The sequence below is a fragment of the Parageobacillus toebii NBRC 107807 genome (assembly GCF_003688615.2).
Taxonomy (GTDB): Bacteria; Bacillota; Bacilli; order Bacillales; family Anoxybacillaceae; genus Parageobacillus_B; species Parageobacillus_B toebii.
The window spans coordinates 3,123,456-3,139,088 of the sequence record NZ_CP049703.1 but is presented as its reverse complement, the minus strand read 5'-3'; the positions used below and the strand labels follow the sequence as shown (position 1 = coordinate 3,139,088).

At 42.9% G+C, this 15,633-nt stretch carries 19 protein-coding genes; all 19 read left to right on the top strand.

From position 1 onward, the window contains the following. The first annotated feature begins 13 nt into the window (after positions 1-13). Positions 14-661: a stage II sporulation protein M gene (gene spoIIM, locus DER53_RS16130; protein ID WP_062752821.1), complete on the top strand. Its 648-nt coding sequence runs from the start codon at positions 14-16 to the stop codon at positions 659-661. A gap of 114 nt (positions 662-775) precedes the next feature. Then, the gene (gene fur / locus DER53_RS16125) at positions 776-1,240 is read left to right on the top strand and encodes a ferric iron uptake transcriptional regulator (RefSeq protein WP_015864387.1); all 465 of its coding nucleotides are present in this window, start codon (positions 776-778) and stop codon (positions 1,238-1,240) included. A gap of 99 nt (positions 1,241-1,339) precedes the next feature. Then, positions 1,340-1,552: a YqzK family protein gene (locus DER53_RS16120; protein ID WP_015864386.1), complete on the top strand. Its 213-nt coding sequence runs from the start codon at positions 1,340-1,342 to the stop codon at positions 1,550-1,552. A gap of 7 nt (positions 1,553-1,559) precedes the next feature. Then, the gene (gene xerD / locus DER53_RS16115; protein ID WP_041269934.1) at positions 1,560-2,456 is read left to right on the top strand and encodes a site-specific tyrosine recombinase XerD; all 897 of its coding nucleotides are present in this window, start codon (positions 1,560-1,562) and stop codon (positions 2,454-2,456) included. A gap of 230 nt (positions 2,457-2,686) precedes the next feature. Next, on the top strand, positions 2,687-3,868 hold the full coding sequence (gene deoB / locus DER53_RS16110) for a phosphopentomutase (protein WP_015864384.1): 1,182 nt from the start codon (positions 2,687-2,689) through the stop codon (positions 3,866-3,868). 13 nt (positions 3,869-3,881) lie between these two features. Then, positions 3,882-4,724, top strand: coding sequence for a purine-nucleoside phosphorylase (locus tag DER53_RS16105; protein ID WP_062752819.1), 843 nt, complete (start codon positions 3,882-3,884; stop codon positions 4,722-4,724). After that, on the top strand, positions 4,721-6,022 hold the full coding sequence (locus DER53_RS16100) for a pyrimidine-nucleoside phosphorylase (RefSeq protein WP_062752818.1): 1,302 nt from the start codon (positions 4,721-4,723) through the stop codon (positions 6,020-6,022). Before DER53_RS16105 ends, DER53_RS16100 begins: the two co-directional genes overlap by 4 nt. A gap of 121 nt (positions 6,023-6,143) precedes the next feature. Beyond that, entirely contained in the window at positions 6,144-7,325 is a 1,182-nt protein-coding gene (locus DER53_RS16095) for a D-alanyl-D-alanine carboxypeptidase family protein (RefSeq protein ID WP_062752816.1), read from the top strand. A gap of 137 nt (positions 7,326-7,462) precedes the next feature. Next, positions 7,463-7,804 (top strand): anti-sigma F factor antagonist, encoded by a 342-nt coding sequence (gene spoIIAA / locus DER53_RS16090; RefSeq protein ID WP_373467274.1) that lies wholly within the window; start codon positions 7,463-7,465, stop codon positions 7,802-7,804. After that, a complete protein-coding gene (spoIIAB, locus tag DER53_RS16085; protein WP_015864379.1) occupies positions 7,804-8,244 on the top strand; it encodes an anti-sigma F factor in 441 nt (146 codons plus the stop codon). Before spoIIAA ends, spoIIAB begins: the two co-directional genes overlap by 1 nt. A gap of 13 nt (positions 8,245-8,257) precedes the next feature. Then, complete coding sequence (gene sigF, locus DER53_RS16080) at positions 8,258-9,010, top strand: RNA polymerase sporulation sigma factor SigF (protein WP_015864378.1); 753 nt, start codon at positions 8,258-8,260, stop codon at positions 9,008-9,010. Between the two features lie 147 nt (positions 9,011-9,157). Beyond that, positions 9,158-9,781 (top strand): stage V sporulation protein AA, encoded by a 624-nt coding sequence (locus tag DER53_RS16075; RefSeq protein ID WP_015864377.1) that lies wholly within the window; start codon positions 9,158-9,160, stop codon positions 9,779-9,781. After that, positions 9,771-10,196: a stage V sporulation protein AB gene (locus DER53_RS16070; protein WP_062677619.1), complete on the top strand. Its 426-nt coding sequence runs from the start codon at positions 9,771-9,773 to the stop codon at positions 10,194-10,196. Before DER53_RS16075 ends, DER53_RS16070 begins: the two co-directional genes overlap by 11 nt. A gap of 49 nt (positions 10,197-10,245) precedes the next feature. After that, entirely contained in the window at positions 10,246-10,653 is a 408-nt protein-coding gene (locus DER53_RS16065; protein ID WP_121910066.1) for a SpoVA/SpoVAEb family sporulation membrane protein, read from the top strand. A 19-nt stretch (positions 10,654-10,672) separates the two neighbouring features. After that, on the top strand, positions 10,673-11,689 hold the full coding sequence (gene spoVAD / locus DER53_RS16060) for a stage V sporulation protein AD (RefSeq protein ID WP_062752812.1): 1,017 nt from the start codon (positions 10,673-10,675) through the stop codon (positions 11,687-11,689). Continuing rightward, positions 11,689-12,039, top strand: a complete 351-nt coding sequence (locus tag DER53_RS16055) for a SpoVA/SpoVAEb family sporulation membrane protein (protein WP_062752810.1) — start codon at positions 11,689-11,691, stop codon at positions 12,037-12,039. Before spoVAD ends, DER53_RS16055 begins: the two co-directional genes overlap by 1 nt. A 6-nt stretch (positions 12,040-12,045) precedes the next feature. Further along, the gene (spoVAEA, locus tag DER53_RS16050; RefSeq protein ID WP_015864372.1) at positions 12,046-12,624 is read left to right on the top strand and encodes a stage V sporulation protein SpoVABEA; all 579 of its coding nucleotides are present in this window, start codon (positions 12,046-12,048) and stop codon (positions 12,622-12,624) included. After that, on the top strand, positions 12,605-14,077 hold the full coding sequence (locus tag DER53_RS16045) for a spore germination protein (RefSeq protein WP_171699235.1): 1,473 nt from the start codon (positions 12,605-12,607) through the stop codon (positions 14,075-14,077). The genes spoVAEA and DER53_RS16045 overlap by 20 nt, the downstream gene beginning before the upstream one ends. Positions 14,078-14,285: 208 nt before the next feature. Beyond that, the gene (gene lysA / locus DER53_RS16040; protein WP_062752808.1) at positions 14,286-15,605 is read left to right on the top strand and encodes a diaminopimelate decarboxylase; all 1,320 of its coding nucleotides are present in this window, start codon (positions 14,286-14,288) and stop codon (positions 15,603-15,605) included. Positions 15,606-15,633: the final 28 nt, after the last annotated feature.

The window sequence follows — 15,633 nt, the reverse complement described above, 5'->3', positions numbered from 1 at the left end:
GGGGAAGAAAAAGATGAGAAGACATCCGGTAAAATCAATGATCGCTGTACATATGCGCGAGCATGCTCCTATGTATTTATTTGTGATTGTGCTATTTTTAATGGGAGTGATTTTTGGAGCGATTGTTGTCAACAGTTTAAACTTTAGCCAGAAACAAGATTTATACTACTATTTAACGCAATTTTTTGGACAAGTATCAAAAGGAAATATTGCAAGCGCCCACGATATGTTTCAACAAAGTTATTTTCATAATCTAAAATATGTCGCTTTAATGTGGGTGCTAGGCATTTCAATTATAGGATTGCCTATTATTTTAATTTTGCTATTTTTAAAAGGAATTGTTGTCGGATTTACTGTCGGATTTTTGGTGAACCAAATGGGATGGCAAGGGTTTTTATTATCTTTTGTGTCTGTAATGCCGCAAAATTTAATTATCATTCCAGCTTTTGTAATCATGGGAGTGATTTCTGTTTCCTTTTCATTGCAAATGGTGCGCAATCAATTTATGAAACGGGGACATGAACCAATTTTTCCGATGATTATGCGCTATACGATGGCGATGATGTTGATTAGTGTGAGTCTGCTCGTTTCCTCATCCCTAGAGGCATACGTATCACCGTTATTTATGAAACAAGTAATCGAGATGGTCGGACATAAATAATTATTTCTATTATATAATAACCATTTTTGTTCTTTTATAATAATAATTTTATTTTGATACTTCCCTCTTTCTTTTGTTATAATGGTAGTTGAATGACGTGGGAGGGAATAAAAGATGGAAGATCGAGTCGACCGAATTAAAAAGCAATTGCATACCGCCGGTTATAAATTAACACCGCAGCGAGAAGCAACAGTACGTGTCTTGTTAGAACATGAGGAAGATCATTTAAGCGCAGAAGACGTCTACCTCCTCGTTAAAGAAAAATCTCCAGAAATCGGATTAGCTACTGTATATCGTACACTCGAGCTGTTAACCGAACTAAAAATTGTCGATAAAATCAATTTTGGGGATGGTGTATCTCGCTACGATCTGCGCAAAGAAGGAGCAGCTCATTTTCATCATCATTTAGTTTGTATTGAATGTGGGTCAGTAGCGGAAATTCAAGAAGATTTATTAGAGGAAGTAGAAGAAATTGTGGAACGAGATTGGAAGTTTAAAATTAAAGACCATCGCCTAACGTTTCATGGCATTTGTTATCGTTGCCAACAAAAACATGAGGAAGAACAAAATAAAAAGTAAAAAACCTTTTCCGATGGGAAAGGTTTTTTTATGGTATAAAAGAAAAAAAACATGGCATATCCTCATAGTAAGCATGATTGGAAATGAGGAGGAACGGCCATGAAAACGATATGGCAGATGATAAAAGTATTTCTTTTATTTACGGGGTGTACGATTTTATTTTATTATAGTCTTATATGGTTCAATCGAGAATACGATAATTACCACCGTTATGATGAACCACAAGGATCAGCGGTGAAAGTTTCAGCCGTCGAAAACTCGACATTGGAATGGATGGATCGACTATTATTTTTCTATCGCAATGGGGAGTAGAGAAATGTTGGAATATGAATTGAAAGATTTTCTGCATTATTTGACGGTAGAGCGAAATTTGGCAAAAAATACGATTATTTCTTATGAAAGAGATTTAAAAAAGTATGCGCATTATTTGCGCCACGTCGAGCAAATTCAATCGTGGAATGACGTGACGCGCCTTCATATTATGCAATTTTTAAAGTTTTTAAAGGAAAAAGGAAACTCTCCAAAGACGATTGCGCGCCATATTGCATCGATCCGTTCGTTTCATCAATTTCTTCTTCGTGAAAAAGTAGCGGAACAAGACCCATCGGTGCATATCGAATCGCCGCAAATGGAGCGGACGTTGCCAAAAGTGCTGTCGCTCGAAGAAGTCGAGGCGCTCTTAGAAGCGCCGAAAACGAATACACCAATCGGCGTTCGCGATAAAGCGATGCTAGAATTATTGTACGCGACCGGAATGCGTGTCAGCGAGCTTGTGAACTTAAATCTTTCCGATGTGCATTTGACGATGGGGTTTGTCCGCTGTTACGGGAAAGGGAAGAAGGAGCGCATCGTGCCGGTCGGCAGCATGGCGTTAAACGCATTAAAAGTATATCTTGAAACCGCGCGTCCGAAGCTAATCAACTCGAAAAAAAGGACAACCGATGCATTATTTTTAAACCATCATGGCGAACGTTTGACACGGCAAGGTTTTTGGAAGATTTTGAAGAAACTCGCGAAAGAAGCAAACATCGAAAAAGAGCTGACACCGCATACACTAAGGCATTCATTCGCCACCCATCTCCTTGAAAATGGCGCCGATTTGCGCGCTGTGCAGGAATTATTAGGCCATGCCGATATTTCCACAACGCAAATTTATACGCACGTTACGAAAACGCGTTTAAAAGATGTGTATAAGCAATACCATCCACGTGCATAGCTTTCTGTTGCTTGCAAGAAACACCCGCTTGTGGCGAGCGGGTGTTTTGTTTTGGCACTCCGCATCTCTGTTTCTCATTGTGCTCTTTTCTGTTTTTTATTGCGCATAATTATGAAAACGTTTTATAATATGGTTGTCAGACTTCTGACCAATATAATGTTGATGTGTGAATAAGTGTTTTGGGAATGATAAAAAAGATAGATCATTTGATGAAGACAGGAGGCATAATAATGGGTTATACATACAAACGGGTATTTTTAATTGTCATGGACTCTGTCGGCATTGGAGAAGCGCCAGATGCCGAAAAGTATAATGATAAAGGTGCGGATACGCTTGGACATATTGCTGAGTATCGCGGCGGATTGCATATGCCAAACATGGCGAAGCTCGGCTTAAGCAACATTCGCGAAATTAAAGGCATTCCGAAAGCGGAAAAACCGCTAGCCTATTACACAAAAATGCAAGAGGCATCCGCCGGAAAAGATACGATGACGGGTCACTGGGAAATTATGGGACTTCATATTGACAAACCGTTCCAAGTGTTCCCAAATGGTTTCCCAAAAGAATTGATTGACGAATTGGAAAAACGAACGGGCCGAAAAGTTATCGGAAACAAACCGGCAAGCGGTACGGCGATTATTGAAGAGCTTGGCAAAGAGCATATGGAAACAGGGGCACTCATCGTTTATACTTCGGCGGATTCCGTATTACAAATTGCTGCACACGAAGAAGTGGTTCCGCTTGAAGAACTGTATCACATTTGCAAAATTGCTCGTGAATTAACGCTTGATGAAAAATATATGGTCGGCCGCGTGATCGCTCGTCCGTTCATCGGCACGCCTGGCAATTTCCAGCGCACAGCGAACCGGCATGATTATGCGTTAAAACCGTTCGGCCGTACAGTAATGAACGAATTAAAAGACGCGGGATATGAAGTGATCGCAATCGGGAAAATTTCCGATATTTATGATAATGAAGGAGTTACGCAATCGTTGCGGACAAAATCCAATATGGACGGAATGGATAAATTGGTAGACACGCTGAAAATGGATTTCACCGGACTCAGTTTCGTCAATCTCGTTGATTTTGATGCACTGTACGGCCATCGCCGCGATCCAAAAGGATACGGGGATGCGCTTGAGGAGTTTGACGCCCGTCTTTCCGACGTGTTTCCTCTTTTGAAGGATGACGATCTGCTGATCATTACGGCTGACCATGGAAATGATCCAGTCCACCACGGTACAGACCATACTCGTGAATACGTACCGCTTCTTGTCTATAGTCCAAGCATGAACGGCGGAAAAGAGCTGCCGCTTCGTAAAACATTTGCCGATGTTGGCGCAACCATTGCAGAAAACTTTCAAGTGAACATGCCGCCGCACGGAACAAGCTTTTTAGCAGATTTGAAATAGGAGGATGGAAATCATGAATAAACAGGCGATTGAAAAAGCAGCTCGTTATTTGCAAGATAAATTCCCGACACCGCCCCGAATTGGTTTAATTCTTGGATCGGGTCTTGGCGTGCTCGCGGATGAAATCGAACAAGCGGTAAAAATTCCGTATGAACAAATTCCAGAGTTTCCTGTTTCTACAGTGGAAGGGCATGCCGGCCGGCTTGTTTACGGCCAGCTTGAAGGTGCGACCGTTGTCGCCATGCAAGGACGTTTCCACTACTATGAAGGGTACAGCATGGATCAAGTGACATTCCCCATCCGCGTGATGAAAGCGCTCGGCGTCAAAGAGCTAATCGTAACGAACGCGGCAGGAGGGGTGAATGAACGGTTTCAGCCGGGGGATTTAATGATTATTACGGACCATATCAATAACATGGGCACTAACCCATTAATCGGCCCGAATGACCCAGAGCTTGGTGTGCGCTTTCCGGATATGACGGAAGCTTATAGCAAGCGGCTGCGCAGCATTGCAAAAGAGGTAGCGGCGAATCTCCACATTCCGATTCAAGAGGGAGTTTATGTAGCGAATACCGGTCCTTCTTACGAAACGCCAGCAGAAATCCGCATGATTCGCGCGATTGGCGGTGACGCGGTCGGCATGTCGACCGTACCGGAAGTGATTGTTGCGCGCCATGCGCAAATGGAAGTATTGGGTATTTCTTGCATCTCCAATATGGCGGCAGGGATTTTAGATCAGCCGCTTACGCACGATGAGGTCATAGAAACGACGGAAAAAGTAAAAGCAAACTTTTTGCGGTTAGTCAAAGCGATTGTCGCCGAAATGGCAAAAAACGAAAAAGGTGATATTGTATGAGAATGGTGGATTTAATCGCGAAAAAAAGGGATGGCCACGCTCTTACAAAAGAGGAAATTGAATTTATCATTCGCGGCTATACAAACGGGGATATTCCGGATTATCAAATGAGCGCATTTGCGATGGCGGTGTTTTTCCGCGGCATGACCGAAGAAGAAACGGCGGCGCTGACGATGGCGATGGTTCATTCGGGAGATGTCATCGATTTATCGAAAATCGAAGGAATTAAAGTCGATAAACACTCAACCGGCGGCGTCGGCGATACGACAACGCTAGTGTTAGGCCCGCTCGTTGCGTCTGTCGGTGTGCCGGTCGCGAAAATGTCGGGCCGCGGCCTCGGGCATACAGGCGGGACGATTGATAAATTAGAATCGGTTCCAGGATTTCATGTGGAAATTGACAACAACCAATTTATCGAGCTTGTTAATAAAAATAAAATCGCGATTATCGGCCAGACAGGCAATTTAACACCGGCTGATAAAAAGCTGTATGCGCTCCGCGATGTCACCGCGACGGTAAACAGCATTCCGCTCATCGCTTCGTCGATTATGAGCAAAAAAATCGCCGCTGGTGCGGATGCGATTGTTTTAGATGTCAAAACAGGCGCTGGTGCATTTATGAAAGATTTAGAAGGGGCAAAACAACTCGCAAAAGCGATGGTTGAAATCGGCAAGCGCGTCGGCCGGAAAACGATGGCGGTTATTTCCGATATGAGCCAGCCGCTCGGATACGCAGTTGGCAACGCGCTCGAAGTAAAAGAAGCGATTGATACACTCAAAGGAAAAGGGCCGGAAGATTTACAAGAGCTATGTTTGACGCTTGGAAGCTATATGGTATATTTAGCGGAAAAAGCATCTTCATTAGAGGAAGCGCGTGCGTTATTAGAAACATCGATTCAAGAAGGAAAAGCGCTAGAAACGTTCAAAGTGTTTCTAAAAGCGCAAGGCGGCGATGCATCGGTTGTCGATGACCCATCCAAACTGCCGCAAGCAAAATATCAATGGGAGTTAGAAGCTCCGGAAGATGGATATGTCGCGGAGATTATTGCTGACGAAGTTGGAACAGCCGCGATGCTGCTTGGAGCGGGAAGGGCGACGAAAGAATCGGTGATCGACCTTTCTGTGGGACTTGCCTTGCGTAAAAAAGTCGGCGATCCAGTGAAAAAAGGGGAATCGCTTGTTACGATTTACAGCAATACGGAAAATATCGAAGAAGTGAAACAAAAACTTGCTAAAAGCATCCGAATCTCCCAAATTCCTGTTGCCAAACCAACGCTCATATATGAAACGATTTCATAAAAGGAGGCTGTGATCAGCCTCCATTTTTTTTGGACAAAATCTGCTGAAATTCATTGCTTCTATTGTATAAAAATATCTTATTTGGAAAAAATGGCATGTATAAAGAATGGAGGTTTGGGAGATGAAGAAGCTATTTATTCGCTTACTTCTTTTTGCGTCTATTTTCATATTGCCAATTTCCGCCAACATCCATGCGGAAGAAAACAAGACAAACACACGAGGGATTCAGCTTGCCAATGATGCAAAATCGGCTATTTTGATTGAACGGGATACCGGAACTGTCTTGTATGAAAAAAACGCCCATAAAAAACTGCCGCCGGCTAGTATGACAAAAATTATGACAATGCTTCTCATTATGGAAGCGATTGATAAGGGAGAGCTTTCTTATAAGGAAAAAGTGCGGGCGAGCGAATATGCCGCATCCATGGGTGGATCGCAAATCTTTTTAGAGCCTGGGGAAGAAATGACGGTGGATGAACTATTGCGTGGAATTGCAATCGGTTCAGGCAATGATGCGTCAGTCGCCATGGCCGAACGAATCGCGGGATCTGAAGAAGCTTTTGTCGAGATGATGAACAAGAAAGCGAAAGAACTTGGTTTGAAAAACACTTCGTTTCAAAATTCGACAGGGTTGCCTGCCGAAGGACATTATAGCAGCGCGTATGACATGGCGATGATGGCGCGAGAATTGCTTAAATATGAAGATATTACGAAGTATACCGGAATATATGAAGATTATTTGCGAGAAAACACGGATAAAAAGTTTTGGCTTGTCAATACAAACCGGCTTGTGAAATTTTATCCAGGAGTGGATGGATTAAAAACAGGATTCACAAGCGAAGCGAAATACTGCTTAACCGCGACGGCGAAAAAGAATGGCATGCGCGTCATTGCTGTCGTATTTGGAGCATCGACGCCAAAGGATCGCAATGCGCAAATTACGAAAATGCTTGATTATGCGTTTAGTCAATACAAAACACATCCAGTTTATAAACGGAACGAAATCATTGCTCGTGTCAATGTAAGTAAAGGAAAGAAAAAAGCGATTGCTCTTGTTACATCAGAGCCAATCTCTGTATTAACGAAAAAAGGACAATCTATCGATCAAATAGAAAAAGTGATCCAAACAAAAGAAAACGTAAAAGCGCCAATTAAAAAAGGAGACGAGCTTGGTGTACTGATTTTAAAACAAGATGGAAAAGAACTGCTGCGGAGTCCAATTGTTGCGAAAGAAAATGTAGCAGAAGCAAGCTGGTGGGATTTATTTAAACGGACGTTGCAAAATTTTACGAAATCCGCATAAACATTGTCAGCTTTTGTAGTAGGTTTTCTACATTTAGCGAATCGACACTAGTTTTGTCATCAAGAAGGATTTTTATCGGAATGTAGCGAAACTTCTCCCTATCCGAAATGAACAAGGGGGAAAACGCTGTGAGTCTGATGATGGACTTTGAAGTAAAACAAGACGTATTAATCATTCGACTTTCAGGAGAGCTTGACCATCATACAGCCGAAGAACTTCGGGAAAAAGTAACGGATACGATGGAAAGAGAGTCGATTCGCCATATTGTGTTTAATTTAGAACATTTGACGTTTATGGATAGCTCCGGACTTGGAGTGATTTTAGGACGTTATAAACAAATTAAAAACCTTGGCGGAGAAATGATTGTATGCTCCATTTCTCCAACGGTAAAACGCCTGTTTGAAATGTCTGGGCTGTTTAAAATTATTCGTTTAGAAAACAATGAACAATTCGCATTAGAGACATTGGGGGTGGCATAATGCGAAACGAAATGCACCTCCAATTCTCCGCACTTAGCCAAAATGAATCGTTTGCCCGCGTTACGGTCGCTGCGTTTGTGGCACAGCTTGATCCGACAATGGATGAACTAACGGAAATCAAAACCGTTGTCTCTGAAGCGGTGACCAACGCGATTATTCACGGATATAATAACGATCCAAACGGAATCGTATACATTTCCGTTGTGATTGAAGACGGAGTCGTACATTTAACCATTAAAGATGAAGGGGTTGGCATTGCCAATATTGAAGAGGCGCGCCAGCCATTGTTTACAACAAAGCCAGAATTAGAGCGATCTGGAATGGGATTTACCATCATGGAAAACTTTATGGATGAAGTCGTCGTGCAGTCGGAAGTGAACAAAGGCACAACCGTTTATTTGAAGAAATATATAACGAAGAGCAAAGCCTTATGTAACTAAGGGAGACATGCCTATGGATGTCGATGTCAAGCAAGATCAGACGCCAATAAAAGATCAAGAAATGAAGGAGCTTATTCGCCGCAGCCAAGAAGGCGACCAAGAGGCGCGCGATGAAATTATTGAAAAAAACATGCGCCTCGTTTGGTCGGTCGTCCAGCGCTTTTTAAACCGCGGCTACGAGCCGGACGATTTATTTCAAATTGGCTGTATCGGCTTGTTAAAGTCCGTCGATAAGTTTGATTTATCGTATGATGTTAAATTTTCCACATATGCCGTACCGATGATTATCGGCGAAATCCAGCGGTTTATTCGCGATGATGGAACGGTAAAAGTGAGCCGTTCTTTAAAAGAAATGGGCAATAAAATCCGGAAAGCGAAAGATGAGCTCTCGAAAAAACAGGGACGAGCACCAACAGTTACGGAAATTGCTGATTATTTGGAGATTTCTCCGGAGGATGTAGTGCTTGCCCAAGAGGCGATCCGTTCACCTGCTTCCATTCACGAAACAGTGTACGAAAACGATGGCGATCCGATCACACTTCTTGATCAAATCGCTGATTCGGATGAAGTATCATGGTTTGATAAAATCGCGTTAAAAAAAGCGATCGAAGAACTAGACGAACGAGAACGGCTCATTGTATATTTACGCTATTATAAAGATCAAACACAATCAGAAGTGGCATCTAGATTAGGCATCTCTCAAGTGCAAGTGTCCCGGCTTGAAAAAAAGATTTTACAGCAAATAAAGGAGAGAATGGATGGGTAGACATCCATTCTTTTTTATTTTTATGAAATTGCTGGTAAACATTGTATCATCGTATGATTCCTTTTTTGCTCCAACATACTAAAGAAAAGCAATATGCTTCGCCTTTTTACACATATGAAAAAACTACAAGGTTAAGGTGTGAGGCAGATGGAAAAAACCGTCTTTATTAAACTCCGGCATCGTGTTCAAGTGAAGCCGGGAGATGTTGTTACGATTGGCGATGTTGCGCAAATCATCGCAAATGATCGCGATGTAGCGGAGCAATTAAAAATAATTCCGCTATATAAAATTCAACCGAGTGATAAAAATATCGTCATTATTGATGTGATGAAAGTAATGCAAGCAATGATGGAAAGGGTTGGTTCATTAGATGTGCAAACAGTTGGACCATCGCAAACCATTATTGAAGTCGTTTATCAAAAGCGGCGTTTTTCCACTCCTTATTTTCTGCTTATATGGCTGTTGCTTTTCGTCGGATCCGCAATGGCCATTATGAATTTTCATGAAGATGTCAGCATGCAAGAAGTGCATCAACGTCTTTATGAGATGATGACCGGAAAAAAAATCGATAAGCCTTTGTTGCTGCAAATTCCTTATTCACTCGGATTAGGGATCGGAATGATTTTGTTTTTTAATCATGTGTTCCGCAAGCGAATTAATGAGGAGCCCAGCCCTCTTGAAGTCGAGATGTTTAATTATCAACAATCGTTAGATCAATACGTCATTTTACATGAAAACAAAGAGAGTATGAGAAAAATTGATGACGATTGAGATTTTAACCGTTATATTTGTCGGCTTCGCGGGAGGGCTCGCTGTTGGAACAGGATTTGTAGCGTTTTTAGTCGTTCTTGGCGTTATTCCCCGCTTAACGCAATTAACAAAAACGATGAAGCGGATTCGTGCTTATGAATGGAGCGCAGTAACTGGCGCGGTGGCAGGGGGATGGATGAGCATGCGCCACTCTGTTTTATATATATCAAAATATTGGCTGATTCCAATTGGCTTACTGCATGGGGTATTTATCGGAATGCTCGCCGCCGCGCTGACGGAAGTGCTTAACGTATGGCCGATTTTAGCGAAACGCATTGGTGTTGATGATAAAATTGTCATTTTATTGATGGCGATCGTATTTGGAAAAATAGCTGGTTCGTTATTTCAATGGATCTATTTTGTTGATTATTTGTGATAAGGGGGAGAGAAAAACATGAATTTAAAAAAAAAATTATCGCCAAGCGGTGAAAGCATTCCAGCCTAAACCCCCATATGTGTTTAACAGCTTAAAAGCGTTTGTTGTCGGCGGCGCGCTTTGTGCGATGACCGAGCTGTTCGCAAATTGGTACAGCCGTTTTCTGTCTATGCCGTTGCTTTCTGCTCAGCAGCTGGCGGTGATGACAATGATGTTTTTGGCGATTGTCCTCACGGGGGCGGGAAAGTATGACGATTTTAGTCAATTTGCGGGTGCAGGCGCTACTATACCGATGACTGGCTTCGCGAATGCGTTAGCAAGTGCCGCGCTCGAGCATCGAAGTGAAGGATGGACGGCGGGAATTGCCAGCCAAATGTTTAAATCAGGCGGTGCGGCGATTGTTTATGGCATTGTCGTTGCTTATCTACTTGGAATTTTATATTACATCATGTTTTAAGAAGAAAGAGGGATTTCCCATGAAGCTCGTTGGAAAGCAAACGTGGGTGTTCGAACATGATATTTACATTCAGGAAACTGGAACGGCAGTAGGACCGTTGGAAGCGGAAGGTCCGCTTCGGGCCAGCTTTGATATTACGCACGATGACTTATATTGTGGGGCAAAGACGTGGGAGTTGGCAGAGCGGCGTTTAATGCAAGAGGCGATTGTCGTTTGCTTGCAAAAAGGAAATATTTCATTCAACGATATCGACATTTTCCTTGCCGGAGATTTGCTGAATCAAAACGTCACTGCCAACTATGTCGCCCAAACGATTCCCACTCCGTTTTTAGGTATGTTTGGAGCTTGTTCTACTTCCATGCAGACAGTAGCTGTCGGCGCCGCGTTAATTGACGGCGGGTTTGCTGAAACAGTATTAGCGGCAACAAGTAGTCATAATGCCACGGCAGAACGGCAATTTCGTTATCCGACCGAATTGGGAGTACAAAAACCGGAAACAGCAACGTTTACTGTGACAGGTGCGGGAGCATTGGTCATGGGACGGAAAAGGGGAAGATGGCGCATTACTGCTGCTACAATCGGAAAAGTGATTGATGAGGGAATGACGAATCCTTTAGATATGGGATCGGCGATGGCACCGGCCGCCGCAAGCACGATTGAACAACATTTTATTGATTTAGGCGTTTCTCCCGAAGATTATGACTTAATTGTAACAGGGGATTTATCAAGAGTAGGAAGCGTTATTGTTAGACAGCTGCTTGCTGAATCAGGCTATGATGTAACGAGCAATTATAACGACTGTGGTTTAATGATTTACTGGCCGGATCAAAAAGTATTTGCCGGAGGCAGCGGATGTGCTTGCTGCGCGGTAGTAACATACGGGCATTTATTGAAAGAAATGGAACGCGGCGCGTTTCAAAAAATTTTCGTTGTCGCAACAGGAGCGCTATTTAGCCCAACGATGATGCAGCAAAAACAGTCGATTCCAGCTATTGCGCATGGTGTTGTGATTGAAGCGGCAAAGGGGGAATCATGATGGATTATGTAATGGCATTCATTGTTGGAGGAGCGATTTGTGCCATTGCCCAATCTTTAATGGATATTGGAAAGATTTCGCAAATGAAAATGATGAGCTTGCTTGTTGCGGTTGGCGCCATTTTGGGAATCAGCGGAATTTACGATCGACTTATTGCGATTGCCGGGGCAGGCGCTTCTCTTCCTATTACCGGTTTCGGTTATTTTCTCATTAAAGGGGTATTGGTACAAAAAGAGTCAAACGGATGGCTGGCCATTGGTGCAGGGATGTTTCAATTTGCCGGCGCCATTTTGTCATTTACCATTGTACTTTCATTTTTTACCGCTCTTATATGTAGGCCGAAAGGGTAATCGATTATGAAAAAAAGGCGAGTCATATTAGTAACAGACGGCGATGAGTTTGCATGCCGGACAATTCAATATATTGCTGAACAAATCGGGGGACGATGCATTTCTCGCTCCCATGGCAATCCGACAAAACTAACCGGTGAAGAACTCGTTGAACTTATTTTACAAACACCGTATGATCCCGTATTCGTCATGTTTGATGATTGCGGAGCCATTGGCGAGGGAGTGGGCGAGCAAGCGCTGAAATATGTGGCAACGCATGAACAAATTGAAGTATTAGGAGCGATTGCCGTTGCTTCCAATACTCATAAACATGAATGGACCAAAGTGCATATAAGCATCGATCGTGACGGAAACATGACGGAATATGGAGTGGATAAAGAGGGAATTCGCGAGCTAGAAATAAGCCGTATTAATGGAGATACCGTATATTGTTTAGACCAATTAAATATTCCTGTTATTGTTGGAATCGGTGATATTGGAAAAATGGGATATCGCGATCATATTAAGTACGGCTCACCAATTACACGACAAGCAGTGGAGTTAATCCTTGAAAGGAGTGAGTATCGTGACAGCCAACACCAATAAAGTTCCCATTTCGGAAAAGCTCGTTGACAATGAAAAATTTTTTAAGGAGAAAATTGGAGTTGGAACTAGTTTTGATTTAGGGGTAAGGAAAATTCATGTATTAAATAGGGAAGTACATATTTATTATTGCACCGGCTTATGTGATACGCAATTTTTAATTGAGCTATTAAAACAAATTGTCCGTATTAATGACAACGAACGGCAGACGGCACAGGCAAAGCAAATTATCGAAAACCGCCTCGTTCATCAACAAGTAAGCACTGTCAATAATTTAGATGAGGCTGTTGATCGGTTGTTATCAGGGTTAATCATCATTTTAATTGAAGGAGAATCGACGGGGTTTATCGTCGATGTACGAAGCTATCCGGGGCGGCAGCCGGAAGAGCCAGATACGGAAAAAGTGGTGCGCGGGGCGCGTGATGGTTATGTAGAAAATATTATCATCAATACGGCGCTAACGCGGCGCCGCATTCGTGATGAGCGGCTTCGTTTTGAGATTTTACAAGTAGGGGAACGTTCAAAAACAGATATTTGTATTGCTTACATTAAAGATGTCGCCGATCCAGGGCTTGTTGAACTTGTAAAAAAAGAACTTCAACAAATTAATATCGATGGACTGACAATGGGAGATAAAACAATAGAAGAATTTTTAGTGAAGCAAGGATATAATCCGTATCCGCTCGTCCGTTATACCGAGCGTCCAGACGTTGCTGCCACTCATTTGCTTGAAGGACATGTATTAATTATGGTAGATACGTCACCAAGCGTGATTATAACTCCTACTACGTTTTTTCATCATGTGCAACATGCCGAAGAATATCGGCAATCTCCAGCGGTCGGGACATTTGTACGCTGGGTGCGCTTTTTAGGCATTTTGACATCACTATTTTTATTGCCGCTTTGGGTGCTGTTCGTACTGGAACCATCTTTGTTGCCGGATAAATGGGCATTTATCGGGCCAAACAAACAGACGAATATCCCAGTTATCATACAAGTTTTAATAGCCGACTTTGGAATTGAGTTTCTCCGCATGGCAGCGATTCATACCCCAACGCCGCTTTCTACCGCAATGGGCTTAATCGCCGCGGTGTTAATCGGAGAAATTGCGATCAATGTCGGATTGTTTGTCCCGGAGGTAATTTTATATATTTCTGTTTCCGCCATCGGTTCGTTTGCGACTCCAAGCTATGAGTTGAGCATTGCGAATAAAATATCACGATTGTTTCTTGTCATTGCGGTGGCATTGTTTAAAGTGCCAGGGCTTGTGATCGGCACAACGGTTTATTTGCTTCTGCTGATTCGAATTCGTTCATTAAACACGCCGTACTTATGGCCGTTTATTCCGTTTGATCCGGCCGCATTTATGCAAATTATCGTCCGTCGTTCTGTAGCGGGAGCAAAAGTAAGACCGAGCATCGTCCATCCGCAAAACCGCCGCAGGCAACCATCATAAATTTGCAAAAAGCCGCTCAAAGGACCGATTATTATTGGCTCATCAACACGCTTAGAAGTTGCAACTTTTTTATAATTATGATACTTTATACGTAATCTTTTTTCTTCAAAAGACAGTTATACCTCATGCTAACTGTCTTTTTTTGCTTTCTGCATGCATAAATTAATGCGGTTTGATAATTTTTATTTTGCGGGAATGAGGGGTTCGTATGTTTTTTCATGGGACAAGCCGTGTCAATGACAAGGGGCATTTAGAAATTGGCGGTGTCGATACCGTTGATTTAGCGAAAGAATATGGAACACCATTGTATATTTATGATGTGGCACTCATTCGTGAGCGTGCGCGGGGGTTTAAAGAAGCGTTTCAAAAACATGGCGTCAAAGCACAAGTTGCCTATGCAAGCAAGGCATTTTCTTCCATTGCGATGGTTCAGTTAGCAGAAGAAGAAGGATTATCGTTGGATGTAGTGTCAGGAGGAGAGCTGTATACAGCATTGCAAGCGGGATTTCCGCCAGAACGCATCCATTTTCATGGAAATAATAAAAGTCGCGACGAATTAATGATGGCCCTTGATCATGGAGTCGGATGCATTGTTGTCGATAACTTTTATGAACTGGAATTGTTGGAACAACTAAGCAAGCAGTACGGAAAAAAAACGGCGATTTTACTAAGAGTCACCCCTGGTGTGGAGGCGCATACGCACGATTATATTTTAACCGGTCAGGAAGATTCAAAATTTGGGTTTGATTTGAACAATGGCCAAGCAGATGAAGCGCTGCAAAAAGCGCTATCTTCCCCGCATTTTTCCGTAATGGGAATTCACTGCCATATCGGTTCGCAAATTTTCGAAACGACAGGATTTGTGTTGGCGGCACAAAAAATTTTCCAAAAAATTGGTCAGTGGAAGGAAACGTACGGATTTATTCCAACGGTTGTCAATCTTGGCGGTGGATTTGGCATTCGCTATACGAGTGATGACGACCCGATTCCTGTCTCGGAATACGTCGACCAAATTGTAGAGGAAGTAAAGAAACAAGCAAGCGAAAAAAATATTCCAATGCCAGAAATCTGGATTGAGCCGGGACGCTCCCTTGTCGGCGATGCGGGAACGACGATTTATTCGATCGGTTCGCGCAAAGAAGTGCCGAATGTCCGTCATTACGTTGCGGTAGACGGAGGGATGAGCGACAATATCCGCCCGGCGCTATATGATGCGAAGTATGAAGCGGTGTTAGCGAATCGAGTGTTGGACGAAAAAAATGAAATTGTCGCCATCGCCGGGAAGTGTTGTGAATCAGGAGATATGCTTATTTGGGATTTGCCGCTGCCAAAAGCATCCCCTGGCGATTATTTAGCCGTTTTTTGCACTGGGGCGTATGGCTATTCGATGGCGAACAACTATAACCGCATTCCACGTCCAGCTGTCGTGTTTGTGGAAAATGGAGAAGCACAACTCGTTGTTAAACGGGAAACGTATGAAGATTTAGTGCGGCTTGATGTACCGCTTAAAACAAAAGTGAATAAGTAAGTTTGCAAATAAAAAGCGCCCAAAAAAC